The 15,704-nt window shown below is 63.0% G+C and carries 20 protein-coding genes; 15 read left to right on the top strand and 5 right to left on the bottom strand.

Annotated features, from left to right (window positions below):
• Window positions 1-46: 46 nt before the first annotated feature.
• A complete protein-coding gene (locus ACIQ17_RS03155) occupies window positions 47-1,675 on the bottom strand; it encodes a fatty-acid--CoA ligase (RefSeq protein WP_398465297.1) in 1,629 nt (542 codons plus the stop codon).
• Window positions 1,676-1,866: 191 nt separating this feature from the next.
• On the opposite strand from ACIQ17_RS03155, the gene ACIQ17_RS03150 reads away from it, so the two are divergent.
• The gene (locus ACIQ17_RS03150; protein ID WP_398465295.1) at window positions 1,867-2,865 is read left to right on the top strand and encodes an extensin family protein; all 999 of its coding nucleotides are present in this window, start codon (window positions 1,867-1,869) and stop codon (window positions 2,863-2,865) included.
• Window positions 2,866-2,953: 88 nt separating this feature from the next.
• Here the strand turns inward: ACIQ17_RS03150 and ACIQ17_RS03145 are convergent, their stop codons facing one another.
• From ACIQ17_RS03145 to ACIQ17_RS03135, 3 genes are all read right to left on the bottom strand, one after another.
• Entirely contained in the window at window positions 2,954-3,199 is a 246-nt protein-coding gene (locus ACIQ17_RS03145) for a hypothetical protein (RefSeq protein ID WP_398465293.1), read from the bottom strand.
• Between the two features lie 487 nt (window positions 3,200-3,686).
• Window positions 3,687-4,370 (bottom strand): L,D-transpeptidase, encoded by a 684-nt coding sequence (locus ACIQ17_RS03140; RefSeq protein ID WP_398465291.1) that lies wholly within the window; start codon window positions 4,368-4,370, stop codon window positions 3,687-3,689.
• A gap of 188 nt (window positions 4,371-4,558) precedes the next feature.
• Complete coding sequence (locus tag ACIQ17_RS03135; RefSeq protein WP_398465289.1) at window positions 4,559-4,711, bottom strand: hypothetical protein; 153 nt, start codon at window positions 4,709-4,711, stop codon at window positions 4,559-4,561.
• 80 nt (window positions 4,712-4,791) lie between these two features.
• Between ACIQ17_RS03135 and ACIQ17_RS03130 the strand changes: the two genes are divergently transcribed.
• The 8 genes from ACIQ17_RS03130 to ACIQ17_RS03095 all read left to right on the top strand — a co-directional run bounded on the left by ACIQ17_RS03130 (window position 4,792) and on the right by ACIQ17_RS03095 (window position 10,225).
• Window positions 4,792-5,772, top strand: coding sequence for a magnesium transporter CorA family protein (locus ACIQ17_RS03130; RefSeq protein WP_398465287.1), 981 nt, complete (start codon window positions 4,792-4,794; stop codon window positions 5,770-5,772).
• Window positions 5,773-6,457: 685 nt separating this feature from the next.
• Window positions 6,458-6,982 carry a crossover junction endodeoxyribonuclease RuvC gene (ruvC, locus tag ACIQ17_RS03125; RefSeq protein WP_398465285.1) on the top strand — a complete coding sequence of 175 codons (525 nt, stop codon included), beginning with the start codon at window positions 6,458-6,460 and terminating at the stop codon, window positions 6,980-6,982.
• The gene (gene ruvA, locus ACIQ17_RS03120) at window positions 6,979-7,596 is read left to right on the top strand and encodes a Holliday junction branch migration protein RuvA (RefSeq protein ID WP_398465282.1); all 618 of its coding nucleotides are present in this window, start codon (window positions 6,979-6,981) and stop codon (window positions 7,594-7,596) included. Before ruvC ends, ruvA begins: the two co-directional genes overlap by 4 nt.
• A 40-nt stretch (window positions 7,597-7,636) precedes the next feature.
• Window positions 7,637-8,680, top strand: coding sequence for a Holliday junction branch migration DNA helicase RuvB (gene ruvB / locus ACIQ17_RS03115; protein WP_398465280.1), 1,044 nt, complete (start codon window positions 7,637-7,639; stop codon window positions 8,678-8,680).
• A 38-nt stretch (window positions 8,681-8,718) separates the two neighbouring features.
• Entirely contained in the window at window positions 8,719-8,934 is a 216-nt protein-coding gene (locus ACIQ17_RS03110) for a hypothetical protein (protein WP_398465278.1), read from the top strand.
• A gap of 6 nt (window positions 8,935-8,940) precedes the next feature.
• Window positions 8,941-9,231, top strand: a complete 291-nt coding sequence (locus ACIQ17_RS03105) for a type II toxin-antitoxin system RelE/ParE family toxin (protein ID WP_398465276.1) — start codon at window positions 8,941-8,943, stop codon at window positions 9,229-9,231.
• Window positions 9,228-9,674, top strand: a complete 447-nt coding sequence (gene ybgC / locus ACIQ17_RS03100) for a tol-pal system-associated acyl-CoA thioesterase (protein ID WP_398465274.1) — start codon at window positions 9,228-9,230, stop codon at window positions 9,672-9,674. The genes ACIQ17_RS03105 and ybgC overlap by 4 nt, the downstream gene beginning before the upstream one ends.
• A gap of 83 nt (window positions 9,675-9,757) precedes the next feature.
• A complete protein-coding gene (locus ACIQ17_RS03095) occupies window positions 9,758-10,225 on the top strand; it encodes a DUF1348 family protein (RefSeq protein ID WP_398465272.1) in 468 nt (155 codons plus the stop codon).
• A gap of 45 nt (window positions 10,226-10,270) precedes the next feature.
• Here ACIQ17_RS03095 and phnF read toward each other — a convergent pair whose 3' ends face one another.
• Window positions 10,271-11,005, bottom strand: coding sequence for a phosphonate metabolism transcriptional regulator PhnF (gene phnF / locus ACIQ17_RS03090; protein ID WP_398465270.1), 735 nt, complete (start codon window positions 11,003-11,005; stop codon window positions 10,271-10,273).
• Between the two features lie 125 nt (window positions 11,006-11,130).
• Between phnF and phnG the strand changes: the two genes are divergently transcribed.
• Genes phnG through phnL form a run of 6 tightly spaced genes read left to right on the top strand, consistent with a single transcriptional unit; the run spans window position 11,131 to window position 15,695 of the window.
• Complete coding sequence (gene phnG / locus ACIQ17_RS03085; RefSeq protein ID WP_398465268.1) at window positions 11,131-11,592, top strand: phosphonate C-P lyase system protein PhnG; 462 nt, start codon at window positions 11,131-11,133, stop codon at window positions 11,590-11,592.
• 2 nt (window positions 11,593-11,594) lie between these two features.
• Window positions 11,595-12,203, top strand: coding sequence for a phosphonate C-P lyase system protein PhnH (phnH, locus tag ACIQ17_RS03080; RefSeq protein WP_398465266.1), 609 nt, complete (start codon window positions 11,595-11,597; stop codon window positions 12,201-12,203).
• Between the two features lie 2 nt (window positions 12,204-12,205).
• Complete coding sequence (locus ACIQ17_RS03075; RefSeq protein ID WP_398465264.1) at window positions 12,206-13,315, top strand: carbon-phosphorus lyase complex subunit PhnI; 1,110 nt, start codon at window positions 12,206-12,208, stop codon at window positions 13,313-13,315.
• Window positions 13,312-14,196: an alpha-D-ribose 1-methylphosphonate 5-phosphate C-P-lyase PhnJ gene (locus tag ACIQ17_RS03070; protein ID WP_398465262.1), complete on the top strand. Its 885-nt coding sequence runs from the start codon at window positions 13,312-13,314 to the stop codon at window positions 14,194-14,196. Before ACIQ17_RS03075 ends, ACIQ17_RS03070 begins: the two co-directional genes overlap by 4 nt.
• The gene (gene phnK / locus ACIQ17_RS03065; RefSeq protein ID WP_398465260.1) at window positions 14,189-14,989 is read left to right on the top strand and encodes a phosphonate C-P lyase system protein PhnK; all 801 of its coding nucleotides are present in this window, start codon (window positions 14,189-14,191) and stop codon (window positions 14,987-14,989) included. The genes ACIQ17_RS03070 and phnK overlap by 8 nt, the downstream gene beginning before the upstream one ends.
• A 7-nt stretch (window positions 14,990-14,996) precedes the next feature.
• Window positions 14,997-15,695: a phosphonate C-P lyase system protein PhnL gene (gene phnL, locus ACIQ17_RS03060; protein ID WP_398465258.1), complete on the top strand. Its 699-nt coding sequence runs from the start codon at window positions 14,997-14,999 to the stop codon at window positions 15,693-15,695.
• The last annotated feature ends 9 nt before the right edge of the window (window positions 15,696-15,704 follow it).

Below are 15,704 nucleotides of genomic sequence, written 5' to 3'. Positions count from 1 at the left end.
CCCGGCGGACCGCCGGGCCTTGTCGTCGCGATCTAAAGGAGGCGGACTACGCCGCCGCCGTCGGCAGCGTGTATTCCTTGAACTGATCGCGCAGCGCGGTCTTCAGGATCTTGCCGGTGGCCGTGTGCGGGATGGCATCGACGAACACCACGTCATCGGGCATCCACCACTTCGCGATCTTGCCATCCATGTATTTCAGCAGGTCCTCGCGGCTCACTTGCTGGTCCGGCTTGAGCTGCACGATCAGCAACGGGCGCTCGTCCCATTTCGGATGGAAGACACCGATCACCGCCGCTTCTGCCACCTGCGGGTGGCCGACAGCAAGATTCTCCAGATCGATCGACGAGATCCATTCGCCGCCGGACTTGATCACGTCCTTGGAGCGATCGGTGATCCGCATGTAGCCGTATTCGTCGATGGTCGCGACATCGCCGGTGTCGAAATATCCCTCGCTGTCGAGAATGTTCTTGTCGACGCGGAAATAGCCCTTCGCGACCGCCGGTCCGCGCACGAGCAGGCGGCCGAACGTCTTGCCGTCATGCGGGATCAGCTTGTCGTTGTCGTCGACCAGCTTCATCTCGACCATGAAGGGCGAGAAGCCCTGGGTCTGCAGGATGTCGAACTTCTCCGCACCCTCGAGATCCTTGTACTGGCCCTGCAACGTGCAGACGGTGCCGAGCGGCGACATCTCCGTCATGCCCCAGGCATGACGCGGCTCCACGCCCATATTGGCAAAGGTCTCGATCATCGCCCGCGGCATCGCCGAGCCGCCGCAGACGACGACGCGCAGATCCGGCAGCGTCAGCTTTTCCTTCTGCATATATTGCAGCAGCATCAGCCACACCGTCGGCACGCCGGCGGTGTAGGTCACCTTCTCGGTGCTCAGCAGCTCATAGACCGACGCGCCGTCGAGCTTGGCGCCGGGCATCACCAGCTTGGTGCCCATGGATGGCGCGGAGAAGGCGATGCCCCAGCTATTGGCATGGAACAGCGGCACCACCGGCAGCATCGTGTCCTTCGACGTGGTCCCGAGCGAGTCGCCGTTGTTGGCCATCAAGGCGTGCAGCACGTTGGAGCGGTGCGAATACAGCACGCCCTTCGGGTCGCCCGTGGTGCCCGATGTGTAGCACATAGCCGCGGCGGTGTTCTCGTCGAACTCCTTCCACTGGAAGTTTCCGTCGACCTCGTTGATCCAGTCCTCATAGGCCACGGCGTTCTTCAGCGTGGTCTGCGGCATGTGCGCCTTGTCGGTGAAGACGATGTAGCGCTCGACGCTCGGGAGCTGATCGGCGATCTTTTCCAGGATCGGGATGAAGGTGAGGTCGGTCATCACGATGCGGTCCTGCGCATGGTTGATGATCCAGGCAATCTGGTCCGGGAACAGGCGTGGGTTCACCGTATGGCAGATGGCGCCGATGCCCATGATGCCATACCAGGCTTCGAGATGACGCCAGGTGTTCCAGGCAATGGTGGCGACGCGGTCGCCGAGCACGATGCCTTCCTTGTCCAGCCGCTGCGCCACTTTCAGCGAGCGCTTGCGGATTTCGCCATAGGTGGTGCGATGGATCGGGCCTTCCACGGAGCGGGTGACAACCTCGCGCTCGCCGTGGTTTTTCGCTGCGTGATCGATGATCCGATGACACAACAGGGGCCAGTCTTGCATCAAGCCGCGCATTCGATTGCTCCTCCGCATTTCTGTTCTGCTTGCGACTCCGCTAAGGAACCGCAGCGCCCACGATGGGTTGGCCCATCGTTGGGGAATTAGGTCTTGCCATGAAGTGTAGCGCGGGGAAAGCGGCCGGAAAATCGACTTTTGGTCTATCCCGCTGCGGCCAAACGACAATTGGAGCCGGTCTGGCTCTGCTCATGATTTCGGCACTGCCGGCGGAAGCCTATCTCACCACCACACGCGTGCCATTGCCCAAGGCGCGTCCCGCCGAAGCCCCGCAAGTGCCGGAGGCCGAGCCGGCCGAGAAGCCCGGCCAGCCCGCCGAGAAGCCGGCCGCAGAGGCCAGGCCGCCGGAGCCGCCGCCGCCTTCGGCCTGCCGTGTGGCACTCACGGAAGACATCGCCGTCGCGCCGAGCATCCCGGACATCAAGGGGCCGGGCGCGTGTGGTGGTCCCGACATGGTGCGGCTCGAGGCGGTGGTGCTGGCGGACAAGAACCGTGTGCCGCTGAAGCCTGCGGCCACTATGCGCTGCACGATGGCCACGGCGGTGGCGGACTGGGTTCGCACCGACATGGCAGGGCTCGCGGGCAGCCTGAAAACGAAACTGGTCGAGCTCGACAACTTCGATTCCTTCAGTTGCCGCGGGCGTAACCGTCAGCAGGGCGCCAAGCTCTCCGAGCATGGCCGCGCCAATGCGCTCGATATCCGCGGCCTCAAACTGGCCAATGGCCAGTCGATCGCGCTGACCGAGCCGGGCACGCCGCGCGAGTTGCGCGAGAAGGTTCTACTGTCGCTGTGTTCGCGTTTCCCCACGGTGCTGGGGCCCGGCTCGGATGGCTATCACGAGGACCACATCCATTTCGATCTCGCCGAGCGCCGCGGCAATTATCGCATCTGCCAATGGGATGTCTGGGATGCCTGGCCGCAGGTCGCGCCCTTGATGCCGGCCCCGCGTCCGGCCGAAGCGCCGCCGCGCGAAGTGGCCGCAAAGGAGGGCGCCCCCGCGGAGGCAAAGCCCGCGGAGGCAAAGCCCGCCGAGCCGCCGACGGAGGCGCAGGCCGAGCCGGAGAAGGAGCAGGCCGAGGAGGCGAAGCCCGACGAGAAGGCCAAGCCCGAGCAGAAAAAGGCCAAGGCCAGGAAGCCCCGCAAGCAGCGCGCGCAGGCACCGCCATTTCCGCTCAATCTATTGCGTTAGGGACAGGTGACGGCACTCCGCTTGTTCCCTCCCACTGCGCGGCTGGGCCGCTTGGGGGAGGGAGCACTACGGTCCCTCGTCCGCACCGTCATCGCCAGGGACTGTTGGGGTCGTCTTCCAGGTCGTACAGCTCGCGCAGGTGGACACTGAGCTCCATCAGCTTGTCGCGGAACGGCGTATGTGCAGCGTCGGAATAGCCGACGGTGATGCGCCAGCTGTCGTTCAGCGGATAGATGATCAGCCGCACATTCGGGGGCCATGGCCCCATGCTTTTGAGGGTCGTTTCCCGAAAGATCTTTTCGAGTTCAGAGGCACTCTTCTTCGGCTTCCACATCACGTCGAACGTATCCAAGTTTGCCGGGCAGGCGTCGTGACGGCGCCTGCACTAGGTGTGCACTTATTGGAATGGTTCTAATCCGATGTAAACTGCTCGTTTGGACGCGGGTGGGTGCTGCGTGGGCTTTAAGCAGCGACGCTCGTCTTATCCCTCCCCCAAGCCGCGCAGCGGCGCAGCGGGGAGGGTGGCACGACTGCGAGCGTCCAGCGAGCATCGTGACGGGTGGGGTCTATCCCCCGGAAGGACGCCACGTGGGGAGACACCCCACCCCGGCCTACGACGGACGAATTCGTCCGTCGGACCCTAGCGAGCGCCTGCCTTTGGCGCTCGCGTTAATGCGGCGGCGGGCCGCGCCGGACACATCCGACGAAGAACCCCACTGCGCCGCTGCGCGGCTTGGGGGAGGGAGCAATACGGCCTGAGTTCAGCCCAATAAAAAAGCGCCGGTTGCCCGACGCTTTTTCAATTCCTGTTTGTCTGAAGCTTAGTTCGGCGTGCCGCCGCCGCCCTGCAGGGCCAGCTTCGAATTGTACGGCGAGTCGCCGGCCTTCGGCTCGAGCACGACGACCAGCGCGCCCGGCTTGACGCGGCTGTAGAGGTCGATGACGTCCTCATTGGTCATGCGGATGCAGCCCGAGGAGATCGAGGCGCCGATATATTCCGGCTGGTTGGTGCCGTGGATACGGAACAGCGTGTCCTTGTTGCCCTGATAGAGATAGAGCGCGCGGGCGCCGAGCGGATTGTCCACGCCGCCGGGCACCTGGGCCGGCAGGCCCTCGATACGGGCATGGATGTCCTTGGTCGGGGTCCACTTCGGCCATTCGGCCATGTTGCCGACGCGGGCGACGCCAGAGAAGGCGAGGGCTTCTTCACCCACGGTGACGCCGTAACGGATGGCCTTGCCGCCGTCCTGCACGAAATAGAGATAGTGGTTGTCGGAATCGACGACGATCGAGCCCGGCAGCTCCTTGCGGTGGAAGTCGACGATGGCGCGTCGGAACGGCTCGGCTGGCTTCACATTGGCGTATTTCGCCTTGGCGAGCTGCGCGCGATCATTGGGCTTCAGGCTGGATTCCGGAGCCGGCTGATACATGGCGGTGGTCGTGTTGCAGGCCGACAGCATCAGGCCGGCCGCGACGATCAAACCCAGTCGAATCTTGAGAGACATAACTTTGTTCCAGTTGCTGGGCCCGGACGCGCGTTACGTCCGCAGAATAGGCCCCTAAACGCCACGATTCCGTTAAGCGCAGTATCGCTGAATTTTCCCGTGATTCCAGCGGCCAGATACGCGCTGCAGCATGCGGGTTGTAACCTGTGTCATATTTGCCGCAGAAATTTACGTGATTTGATCAGGGTTTATGCAGTCTCACGATTTCTCCCGAAGCTGTGATCGGCGGACCACATGTTCGGCTGGTTGAGCGACGTTTGCACGGCGATGGCTTTTCGCGCGCGCTCGGGGTTGGCGCGGTGCAAGAAGGCTGTCATGAGGGCTGCATCCGTCTCGGGCATGGTCGCCCTCCCGCCGATTCGGTCCGGGCCGCTGTTGCAGCGGTTCCTCTTTTTGCATCTTCAACCATTGCGGAGTTGCCATGCTGGCTGTCTTCACCCCCGTCGATCACGCGCTCCGGAAGTCCGAACCGACCGATCTGTCGAGTTTGCCGGACAATGCGGTGTGGATCGACATGGTGAAGCCGTCGCCGGGCGAGGACAAGGCGGTGGAGAAGCTGGCCGGGGTGGAAATCCCGACCCGGGAAGACATGCAGGAGATCGAGATTTCCAGCCGTCTCTATATCGAGAACGGCGCCCGCTACATGACGGCGAGCTTGATGTGCGGTTCCGACACCGAGAATCCACGCGTCACCGCCGTCACCTTCATCCTCACCCGCCAGCGTCTGGTCACCGTGCGCTACGACGCGCCGCGCCCGTTTGCGTCCGTGGAACTCAAGCTCGGTCGTAACGCACCGGCCAATGCCAATGGCGAGACCGTGCTGCTCGAACTGCTCGACGCCGTGATCGATCGCTGCGCCGACATTCTGGAACGTGTCGGCGCCGATATCGACCAGGTCAGCCATGACATTTTCGAGCCCGACGAGTCGCAGCGTACCGGCCATGCCAAGCGCTATTCGGAAATCCTGATCGCCATCGGCCGCAAGGGCGATCTGACCTCGAAAGTGCGTGAAAGCCTGGTCTCCATCGGCCGTCTCGTCACTTTCGTCACGGCAGAGGCGGACGGCGTGAAGTGGTCGAAGGACATGCGCGCCCAGCTCAAGACGATGCAGCGCGACGTGATGTCCCTCACGGACCACGCCTCCTATCTGTCGAGCAAGATCACCTTCACGCTGGATGCCATGCTCGGCGTGGTCAATCTCGAACAGAACAACATCATCAAGCTGTTCTCGGTGATGGCGGTGGTGCTGATGCCGCCGACCCTGATCGCCTCGGTCTATGGCATGAACTTCAAGCTGATGCCGGAGCTGCAATGGGACTTCGGTTATCCCATGGCGATCCTGATGATGGTCTGTGCAGCGGTGGTCCCGTATCTCTTCTTCAAATGGAAGAAGTGGCTGTAGCCCTCACTCTTCCTGTTGTTGCCCGGCTTGGCCGGGCAATCCAGTAGGCGCCGACTTCACGGTCCGAGCCGCTTCTCCCGCGTATATTGGATCACCCGCTTTTGCGGGTGATGACAGATGAGCATGTTTGTTCTATATTTGTTCTTGACAAAATTCCCATCGTCGCCATACTCCCTCCCGTCTTGTTCGGTGAGGGGCGTTCTCATGAGACGTCTTTGAACGGAGCAAGATGCGGCGCCTGCGGGCCGGGGGAGGACGTATCCCCCAGCACTCGGGTGGTCGGAGGTCACCGTCCGGGCCCACTATGGGGCTCTGCCGCTAATGCGCGGCTGGACGTGGTGCGGGCGAAGGCGGAGAAATCCGTCGGATGAATCCCTTGCGAGGGATTGCCCAGTACCCGGAAGAACGGTCCTTCGATCGGAAAGAACGTCGCGGTGGCGCGCCGTAAGGCGTTGCGCGGCTCAGGCGTGCTGGCGATCCAGCCTCTCGGAGCAGCGTCAAGTCCACTCAAGTGCGCCTTGCGGCGTGCCACCTCCCCTCATGTCTGGAGGGGAGACCTGCTCACACCTCGGACGCCCCCAGGGCGCCGCGAGAATGCGTATACCTGCGTAACCACAAGGGGACAGATGCCACAGGGTCCTGCGTTTTTGTTTCGTTCGCCTGATACCGCGGCTATCAAGGCGGGATGACCGTGTCCTCGATTCGCGCGCCTGTTCGCATCATCGGCATCGATCCCGGCCTGCGTCGCACCGGCTGGGGTGTGATCGAATCCGAAGGCAACAGGCTGGTCTATATCGCCTGCGGTTCGGTGGAGCCCCCCGAGACGTTGCCGCTGGCGAGTCGCCTGCTCGGCATCCACGAAGGCCTGACCAAGGTCCTGCATGAATTCCAGCCGACCGAGGCTGCGGTGGAGCAGACCTTCGTCAACAAGGATGGCGCAGCCACGCTGAAGCTCGGCCAGGCACGCGGCATCGCGATGATGTCGCCTGCGATGTTCGGGATCGATGTCGCCGAATACATGCCGAACCTCGTGAAGAAAACGGTGGTCGGCGCCGGCCATGCCGACAAGAACCAGATCCAGGTGATGCTGAAGATCCTGCTGCCCAAGGCCGAGTTCAAACGCGCGGACGCTGCCGACGCATTGGCGATTGCCATCACGCATGCGCATCACCGCGCCAGTGCCATGCTGCGCAAGGCGGTGATGGCATGATCGGCAAGCTCAAGGGCGTCATCGATTCCTATGGCGAGGATTATGTGATCCTCGACGTGCAGGGCGTCGGCTATCAGGTGCACTGCTCCGCGCGCACGCTGCAGGCGCTGCCGCAGGCGGGCGAAGCCGCGGTGCTGTCCATCGAGACGTATGTTCGCGAAGATCAGATCAAACTGTTCGGCTTCCGCTCTGACATGGAGCGCGAGTGGTTTCGCCTGTTGCAGACCGTGCAGGGTGTCGGCGCGCGCGTCGCGCTTGCTGTGCTCTCGACCTTGCCGCCGGCCGAACTCGCCAATGCGATTGCCTTGCGCGACAAGGCCGCGGTTGCACGCACGCCGGGCGTCGGCCCGAAAGTCGCCGAGCGCATCGTCTCTGAATTGAAGGACAAGGCGCCGGCCTTTGCGTCGGTCGATCCCGTCGTGGCCCAGCTCGCCGGCGCGGTTGCCGACGACAACGCCCCGCGCGCCGTGAGCGATGCCATCTCCGCGCTCGTCAATCTCGGCTATGGCCAGCCGCAAGCTGCAGCTGCTGTCGCGACGGCCTCGCGCAATGCAGGCGAGGGCGCGGAAACAGCGATGCTCATTCGCCTGGGCCTGAAGGAACTGTCGAAGTGAGCGCGCTGCCCTTGTCGTCGCATCGTGCTAGGCTGCCTGCATGAATACGTCTCCCGATCGCCTGATCACTTCCGAGCGCCGCTCCGACGATGTCGGCGACACCGTCCTTCGTCCGCAGGCATTGTCCGATTTCGTCGGTCAGGCGCAGGCGCGCGCGAACTTGCAGATCTTCATCGACGCCGCCCGCAAGCGCGGCGAGGCGCTGGATCACACGCTGTTTGTCGGGCCGCCCGGTCTCGGCAAGACCACGCTGGCGCAGATCGTCGCCCGTGAACTCGGCGTCGGTTTTCGCGCAACGTCAGGGCCGGTGATCTCGAAGGCTGGCGATCTTGCCGCGCTGCTCACCAATCTCGAAGAACGCGACGTGCTGTTCATCGATGAGATCCATCGCCTCAATCCGAATGTGGAAGAGGTGCTGTATCCCGCGATGGAAGACTTCCAGCTCGATCTCATCATCGGCGAAGGCCCGGCCGCGCGCTCGGTGAAGATCGAACTGTCGAAATTTACCTTGGTCGGCGCCACCACGCGCGCGGGCCTGCTGACCAATCCGCTGCGCGACCGTTTCGGCATTCCGCTGCGGCTGAATTTCTACACCATCGACGAGCTGGAAAAGATTGTCACCCGCGGCGCCCGCGTGCTCGATATCGGCATGACGCCGGAAGGCGCCAACGAGATCGCGCGCCGCGCCCGCGGCACGCCACGTATCGCCGGGCGCCTGCTTCGTCGTGTCCGCGATTTCGCCTCCGCAGCCGATGCCGCCGCCATCGACCGCAAGATCGCCGATCATGCGTTGAGTGCGCTCGAAGTCGACAGCGCCGGTCTTGATGCGATGGACCGCCGCTATCTCACCACCATCGCCATGAACTATGGTGGCGGCCCGGTCGGCGTCGAGACCATGGCGGCCGCGCTGTCAGAACCGCGCGATGCCATCGAGGACATCATCGAGCCCTATCTGATCCAGTGCGGCTACCTCCAGCGCACCCCGCGCGGGCGTCTGCTGACCTCGCATGCGTTCAAGCATCTTGGGCTGGCAGAGCCGAAGCGGGATATGGGGCAAAGTGGGCTGTTTGATGGGGAGGAATAGGAGTCGCGAGCACGCGGTGTTTATGCTATTGCATCGCTATGGCTACACCGAAGGAAAAAGTCGCCGAAGCTCTCGACCTCCTCCCCCCCGACATGCAGGAGAGGGCAGCTGACTATTTGCTGTCGCAAGCACTTAAATTCAAGCAACTTCAAGCTGACATTCAGCTAGGGCTGGATGACGTTGCTGCGGGCAGGGTGGTTCCTTGGGATTATGATGATTTCCTGAAACGCGCGCGCGAGGCGGCTTCCCGGTAGGTCGTCATGAAGGTCGTCGTCTCCCGTCAGGCCGACCGCGACCTCTTGGAAATCTACGTATATCTTTATGGGCAAAGTCCACAATCGGCGGACAGGATTGCGGAGGACATCCGTGATTGTTTTGCGGATCTCGCGATCTTTCCTCATCGCGGCGCACCACGACCCAATATCAGGCCCGGTGTCAGATGTGCTCTCGTGCATCCTTATCAGATCTTTTATGTCATAGAGCGGCATCACGTCGAAGTCCTGCGCGTGCTGCAAGATAGCCGCGATATCAAACGAGAATTCTCTTCATGACCTCCCATCTCGACGGCGCTATCGCCGATGGCATTCACCGCATGCAGGTGCGGGTCTATTACGAAGACACCGATTTCTCTGGCATTGTCTATCACGCCAATTATCTGCGCTTCATGGAGCGCGGGCGGACCAATTATCTGCGGTTGCTCGGCGCCGATCAGCATGCCCTGTTCGCGGAAGCCGAGAATGAGGCGCCGGGCTTCGCTTTCGTGGTGCGCGCGATGCAACTCGATTTCCTAAAACCATCGAAGATGGACGATCTGCTCGAGGTGCTGACACGTCCGCTCGATGTGAAGGGCGCCTCCATCACGCTGCATCAGGAGGTCCGCCGTGGCGATGACCTGCTGCTCGAAGCCAAGGTGAAGGTTGCCTTCGTCTCCGGCGGTCGCGCGCGGCCAATTCCGAAGGCACTGCGCATCGCCATGAAGGCCGATCAGGTTTAGCGATCGGCCGATAGGCAAGTTTCCATCGACTCTTCAGAATTCAGGACTACACTTCGGCAAAAAATCAGACACCGAGGTGCTTCATGTCCCGGCCGCCCTTTCCGCCCTTCACCCGCGAGACCGCCGCCCAGAAGGCCCGCATGGCCGAGGACGGCTGGAATTCGCGCGATCCCGTGAAGGTCTCGCTGGCCTATACGGAGGACAGCACCTGGCGTAATCGCGGGGAGTTCTTCCAGGGGCGTCCGGCGATCGTCGAATTCCTCACCCGCAAATGGGCCAAGGAACACGAATATCGCCTGATCAAGGATCTCTGGGCATTCACCGACAACCGCATCGCCGTGCGTTTTCAATATGAGTGGCACGACGACGCCGGCACCTGGCATCGCTCCTATGGCAATGAGCAGTGGGAATTTGACGAAGCCGGCCTGATGCGCCGGCGCGAGGCCAGCATCAATGATGTCGTGATCGCCGAGAGAGACCGCCGCTTCCTGTGGCCGGCCCCGGGCCCGCGCCCGGCCGATATACCCGGCCTCGGCACCGATCCGTTCTGATCTCGTCCGTCAGGACAGCGTCCGTCAGGACATCGTTCATCAGGACTAAAGCGGGCTGTTGTCGACCACGAATTCGACACGCTCGGCCACGAAGCGCGAATGCGTACAGTGCAGCGGCGTGCCGTCAGCATCCACGTCGAGGGAGTCCACGATCAGGATCGGTCGTCCCAGTGCCACGCCAAGTCGCGTCGCATCGGTGGCGTCGATGATGCCCGCCGTGACGCGCGTGGAGGCGCGGCGGTAGTCCTTGATGCCGTAATGCGCCAGCGCCTTGGTCATCGAGCGCATGCGCTCATAGACCTTGCCGAAATCGGGAAAGCGCTCCGCCGACAGCCAGTTGGTGCCGACGCAGATCGGCGTCTTGTCCGCAAGCCGCAAGGCCTCGATGCGGATCAGCGGAGCGCCGCTCTTGAGGCCGAGCTGCTTGGCGAGTTCGCGGGTCGCCGTGTCGTCCCAGGCGCCGATCAGTTGCGCTTGCGGCTCGCGGCCGCCGGCGCCGGCGATTTCTGAAAAGCGCGTGCGCGAGCGCAGCGGATAAGCGAGCTTCGGCGATTCCACATAGGTGCCACTGCCGCGCTCGGCGCGCACCATGCCGCGTTCGGCCAATGTCGCCAATGCGCGGCGAACCGTGTGGCGATTGACGCGATAGGTATCCGCCAGCTCGGTTTCCCCGGGCAGTTTTTCGCCGGCCGGAAAACGGCCGTCGGCGATACCGCGCTCGATCCCGTCGGCCACATGCCGCCACAATGCCACGCCGGTCGGCTTGTCCTGAATGGTCACAAATCACTTCCTGAATGTCCGTCGCACCAGCGATACCCAAAAATCATGTCACTGTCACGAAACGGTCATTGCCTCCGCCTATAAAGTTGTCTAGTAAATCATACAACTTGTCGAGCGGCGGTGAGATGATGCAAGCCCCTTCAAACGACCTGCAGGCGCGGCGCCAGGAGGCGATGAGCGTGCTCGGGCATTGCCCGACGGCGGAGATTGCCCGGCATTTCGATGGCATCGCGGTGCCGGATCACGAACAGTTGCGGTCTCCGGAAAATGGCCTGGTGATGCTGCGCGGCCGCGTCGGCGGCGATGGCGCGCCGTTCAATCTCGGCGAGGCGACGGTGTCGCGCGCCGCGATCAGGCTCAGCTCGGGCGAGGTCGGCTTCGGCTACACGCTCGGCCGCGATGGAAAGAAGGCGCAGCTGATCGCGCTGTGCGATGCGCTGATCCAGACGCCGCAATTTGCCGAGACGATCGAGGCGAATGTCCTGACGCCGCTGCGTGCGAATGTCGCGGCGGAGCGCAAGCGCAAGGCTGCGGAAACGGCCGCCACCAAAGTCGATTTCTACACGCTCGTGCGCGGGGAGGGTTGATCATGACGACGATTGCAGAAATGCCGGCCGGCTTCGCCGACAAGGTGCTTGCCGCGCAGACCACATTCCGCGCCGTGATGGATGCGATGGCACGTCCCGGCAGCGTCCAGCTCATTCGCGCCGTGTCCGGCGTGCCGGCGCCGATGATGCGCGGCTCCGCAGCCATCGCACTGACGCTGTTCGATCAGGATACGCCGGTCTGGCTCGATGAGAAGCTGGCGGCGTCGGACGATGTCGCCAAGTGGATCAAGTTCCACACCAGTGCGCCCGTCATCGCCGATGCGGCCGCAAGCAGCTTCGCGGTGATTGCCGATCCGATCAGGCTTCCCGCATTCAGTCAGTTTGCGCTCGGCTCCGGCGAATATCCGGACCGCTCGACGACGATCATTCTGCAGGTTGCGAGCCTGAGTGTCGGTCCGGCCTATGAGCTGAGCGGTCCCGGCATCGATGGCACGACGATCCTGCGCGCAGCCATCGGCGTGCCCGATCTGATCGAGCGTCTCGCCGAGAATGCAAAACTGTTTCCGCGCGGGATCGATCTCGTTCTTGTCTCCGGTGAATCGATCGTCGCCTTGCCGCGCACCACGCGCCTTGTCGCGCGGGAGGGCTGAGCATGTATGTTGCCGTCAAGGGTGGCGAACGCGCCATCGAGAATGCCCATCGGTTGCTGGCGCATGAGCGCCGCGGCGATCGCAATGTGCCGGAAGTCTCGCTGGACCAGATTTCGAACCAGCTCGGCCTTGCCGTCGATCGCGTGATGACTGAAGGCTCGCTCTATGATCGCGAGTTGGCTGCGCTGGCCATCAAGCAGGCGCGTGGCGATATGATCGAGGCGATCTTCCTGCTGCGCGCCTTCCGCGCCACGCTGCCGCGCTTCGGCTCAAGCGAGCCGGTCGATACGGCGAAAATGCAGGTGCGTCGTCGCGTGTCCTCGACCTTCAAGGACATGCCGGGCGGTCAGGTGCTTGGCCCGACCTTCGACTACACCCATCGCCTGCTCGATCCGTCGCTGATGAGCGAGGGATCGCCGGAGCAGCCGAATGTGGTGGCTGAAGCCGAGCCCGGCATCATGCCGCGCGTCACCGATATTCTCGGTCGCGATGGCTTGATCGAGCAGTCGCCGGCTGGAGATCCGGAAAAGCCCGTGGGCGACCTCACGCGTGACTCGCTGAGCTTCCCAGCCGATCGTGATCTGCGCCTGCAGAATCTCGCGCGTGGTGACGAAGGCTATCTGCTCGCGCTCGGTTACTCGACCCAGCGCGGCTATGGCCGCAATCATCCTTTCGCCGGAGAAATCCGCCTCGGTGAAGTCGAAGTCGAATTCGTCGCCGAGGATGTCGGCTTCGCGGTGCCGCTGGGCGCGATCACGCTGACCGAATGCCAGATGGTCAACCAGTTCAAGGGCAGTGACACCGAAGCGCCGTGCTTCACGCGTGGCTATGGCCTGGCTTTCGGGCAATCCGAGCGCAAGGTGATGTCGATGGCGCTGGTGGATCGTGCGCTCCGCGCGCGAGAACTTGGCGAGGATGTCAAGGCGCCGGCGCAGGACGAGGAATTCGTGCTGTCGCATTCCGACAATGTGCAGTCGACCGGCTTCGTCGAGCATCTCAAGCTGCCGCATTACGTCGACTTCCAGTCCGAACTCGGCCTGCTTCGCAAGCTGCGCAAGGAATTCGCCGAGGCCAATGAAGCGCCGATGCCCATGCAGGAGGCCGCGGAATGAACGCGCCGACTTACAATTTCGCCTATCTCGACGAACAGACCAAACGCATGATCCGTCGCGCGATCCTGAAGGCGATCGCGATCCCCGGCTATCAGGTGCCGTTTGCTTCACGCGAAATGCCGATGCCCTATGGCTGGGGCACGGGCGGCGTGCAGGTGACGGCCGCGATCCTGGGCGTGGACGACAAGCTCAAGGTCATCGACCAAGGCTCCGACGACACCACCAATGCGATCTCGATCCGGAAGTTCTTCGAGAAGACCGCAGGTGTCGCGGTCACAACGAACACGGCGGATGCGACGGTGATCCAGACGCGCCATCGCATTCCCGAAGCAAAGCTGGGCAGCCATCAGGTGCTGGTTTACCAGGTGCCGATCCCCGAACCGCTGCGCTTCCTCGAACCGCGCGAGACCGAAACCCGCCGCATGCATGCGCTGGCTGAATATGGCCTGATCCATGTGAAGCTGTATGAGGACATCGCACGCTTCGGCCATATCGCGACTGCCTATGCTTATCCAGTCAAGGTCAATGCACGCTATGTGATGGACCCGTCGCCGACGCCGAAATTCGACAATCCGAAGATGGACAATTGCGACGCGCTGCAGCTGTTCGGCGCCGGCCGCGAGAAGCGGATCTATGCGATCCCGCCTTACACCAAAGTGCAGTCGCTGGATTTCGAGGATCATCCGTTCGAGCCCTACAAGCACAAAGCTTGCTGCGCGCTCTGCAATGCCGAGGATTCCTATCTCGACGAGATCGTCACCGACGACAAGGGCAGCCGCATGTTCGTCTGCTCGGACACTGATTATTGCGAGACAAGGCAGGCGCAAGGCCATCATGGCAGTGAAAGCGCCGCGCCTTATGCGGAGAGCCGTCATGCTTGATCGCACCACCACACTGCAGGATGACGCGCCGATCCTGATTGCCGAAGGGCTCGGCAAGACCTATGGCCGGCTGCAGGCCTGCCGCGACGTCTCCTTCAAGCTCTATCCCGGCGAAGTGCTGGCCATTGTCGGTGAGAGCGGTTCGGGCAAGTCGACGCTGCTGCAGCTTCTCTCTGCTCAGCTCGCGCCGAATACCGGCCACGTGTCGTACCGGATGCGCGACGGCATCACGCGTGATCTCGCCGCGATGGGCGAGGCCGAGCGCCGGCTGCTGTTCCGCACCGATTGGGGCTTTGTGCACCAGGATCCCGCCATGGGCCTGCGCATGGCGGTCTCCGCCGGCGCCAATGTCGGCGAGCGCCTGATGGCTGTCGGCCACAACCACTATGGCAAGATCCGCGACACCGCGACGACCTGGCTCGAACGCGTCGAAATCTCCGCCAGCCGCATCGACGATGCGCCGCGGACCTATTCCGGCGGCATGCGCCAGCGCCTGCAGATCGCCCGCAATCTCGTCACCGAGCCACGCCTCGTCTTCATGGATGAGCCGACCGGCGGCCTTGATGTCTCGGTGCAGGCGCGCCTGCTCGACATGATGCGCTCGCTGGTGGGCGAGCTCGGACTGTCGGCCATCGTCGTGACCCATGATCTCGCGGTGGCGCGGCTGCTGTCGCACCGCGTGATGGTGATGCAGGGCGGTCGGGTGATCGAGACCGGCCTGACTGATCAGGTGCTCGACGATCCCCGCGAGCCCTATACGCAACTGCTCGTTTCTTCGATCCTGCCGGCGTGAGGACACCATGACTGCGATGATCGAACTGCGAAATGCCGAAAAGACCTTTGTCATGCATCTGCAGGGTGGCATTCGGCTGCCGGTGATGCATGGCGTCACCTTCGACGTGAATGCCGGTGAATGCGTCGTTCTGTCCGGCCCGTCGGGCGCGGGCAAGTCGTCGATCCTGAAAATGATCTTCGGCAATTATCGTTGCGATGGCGGCACCATCATTGTGCGCCATCTCGGCACCGCGGTGGATGTCGCCAGTGCCGAGCCGCGGCAGATCCTCAGCGTTCGCCGCGACACCATCGGCTATGTCAGCCAGTTTCTTCGCGCGGTCCCGCGTGTGGCTGCCATCGATGTTGTGTCCGAGCCGCTGCTCAATGCCGGCGTTAGCCGCGAGGAAGCGCATGAACGCGCCGGCGCGCTGTTGAAGCGGTTGAATATCGGCGAGCGCCTGTGGCAGTTGCCGCCGTCGACCTTCTCGGGTGGCGAGCAGCAGCGCGTCAATATCGCGCGCGGCTTCATCTCCGATCTACCGATCCTGCTGCTGGACGAGCCGACCGCGTCGCTGGATGCGGCCAATCGCGCCGTGGTGGTCGATCTCGTCGCCGAGAAAAAACGTGCCGGTGTGGCCATGGTGGCCATTGTCCATGACGACGAAGTGCGGCATCTGATCGCCGACCGGCTGATCGACGTGACGTCCTTCGCCGCTGCTGCCTGAGAGGGAGAC

This window comes from Tardiphaga sp. (assembly GCF_044340795.1).
Lineage (GTDB): Bacteria > Pseudomonadota > Alphaproteobacteria > Rhizobiales > Xanthobacteraceae > Tardiphaga.
Note: the sequence above shows the minus strand (reverse complement) of the source record. Positions and strands in the feature narration are given on the sequence as shown.

Coding starts and splice junctions, on each gene's coding strand:
- ACIQ17_RS03140 (WP_398465291.1), bottom strand. CDS start 4,370: ATGTCTCTCAAGATTCGACTGGGTTTGATCGTCGCGGCCGGCCTGATG.
- phnG (WP_398465268.1), top strand. CDS start 11,131: ATGATGCAAGCCCCTTCAAACGACCTGCAGGCGCGGCGCCAGGAGGCG.
- ACIQ17_RS03135 (WP_398465289.1), bottom strand. CDS start 4,711: ATGCCCGAGACGGATGCAGCCCTCATGACAGCCTTCTTGCACCGCGCC.
- phnK (WP_398465260.1), top strand. CDS start 14,189: ATGCTTGATCGCACCACCACACTGCAGGATGACGCGCCGATCCTGATT.
- ACIQ17_RS03075 (WP_398465264.1), top strand. CDS start 12,206: ATGTATGTTGCCGTCAAGGGTGGCGAACGCGCCATCGAGAATGCCCAT.
- ACIQ17_RS03105 (WP_398465276.1), top strand. CDS start 8,941: ATGAAGGTCGTCGTCTCCCGTCAGGCCGACCGCGACCTCTTGGAAATC.
- ACIQ17_RS03130 (WP_398465287.1), top strand. CDS start 4,792: ATGCTGGCTGTCTTCACCCCCGTCGATCACGCGCTCCGGAAGTCCGAA.
- ACIQ17_RS03150 (WP_398465295.1), top strand. CDS start 1,867: ATGATTTCGGCACTGCCGGCGGAAGCCTATCTCACCACCACACGCGTG.
- ruvB (WP_398465280.1), top strand. CDS start 7,637: ATGAATACGTCTCCCGATCGCCTGATCACTTCCGAGCGCCGCTCCGAC.
- phnH (WP_398465266.1), top strand. CDS start 11,595: ATGACGACGATTGCAGAAATGCCGGCCGGCTTCGCCGACAAGGTGCTT.
- phnL (WP_398465258.1), top strand. CDS start 14,997: ATGACTGCGATGATCGAACTGCGAAATGCCGAAAAGACCTTTGTCATG.
- ruvC (WP_398465285.1), top strand. CDS start 6,458: ATGACCGTGTCCTCGATTCGCGCGCCTGTTCGCATCATCGGCATCGAT.
- ACIQ17_RS03095 (WP_398465272.1), top strand. CDS start 9,758: ATGTCCCGGCCGCCCTTTCCGCCCTTCACCCGCGAGACCGCCGCCCAG.
- ACIQ17_RS03145 (WP_398465293.1), bottom strand. CDS start 3,199: ATGTGGAAGCCGAAGAAGAGTGCCTCTGAACTCGAAAAGATCTTTCGG.
- ACIQ17_RS03070 (WP_398465262.1), top strand. CDS start 13,312: ATGAACGCGCCGACTTACAATTTCGCCTATCTCGACGAACAGACCAAA.
- ruvA (WP_398465282.1), top strand. CDS start 6,979: ATGATCGGCAAGCTCAAGGGCGTCATCGATTCCTATGGCGAGGATTAT.
- ACIQ17_RS03110 (WP_398465278.1), top strand. CDS start 8,719: ATGGCTACACCGAAGGAAAAAGTCGCCGAAGCTCTCGACCTCCTCCCC.
- ACIQ17_RS03155 (WP_398465297.1), bottom strand. CDS start 1,675: ATGCGCGGCTTGATGCAAGACTGGCCCCTGTTGTGTCATCGGATCATC.
- ybgC (WP_398465274.1), top strand. CDS start 9,228: ATGACCTCCCATCTCGACGGCGCTATCGCCGATGGCATTCACCGCATG.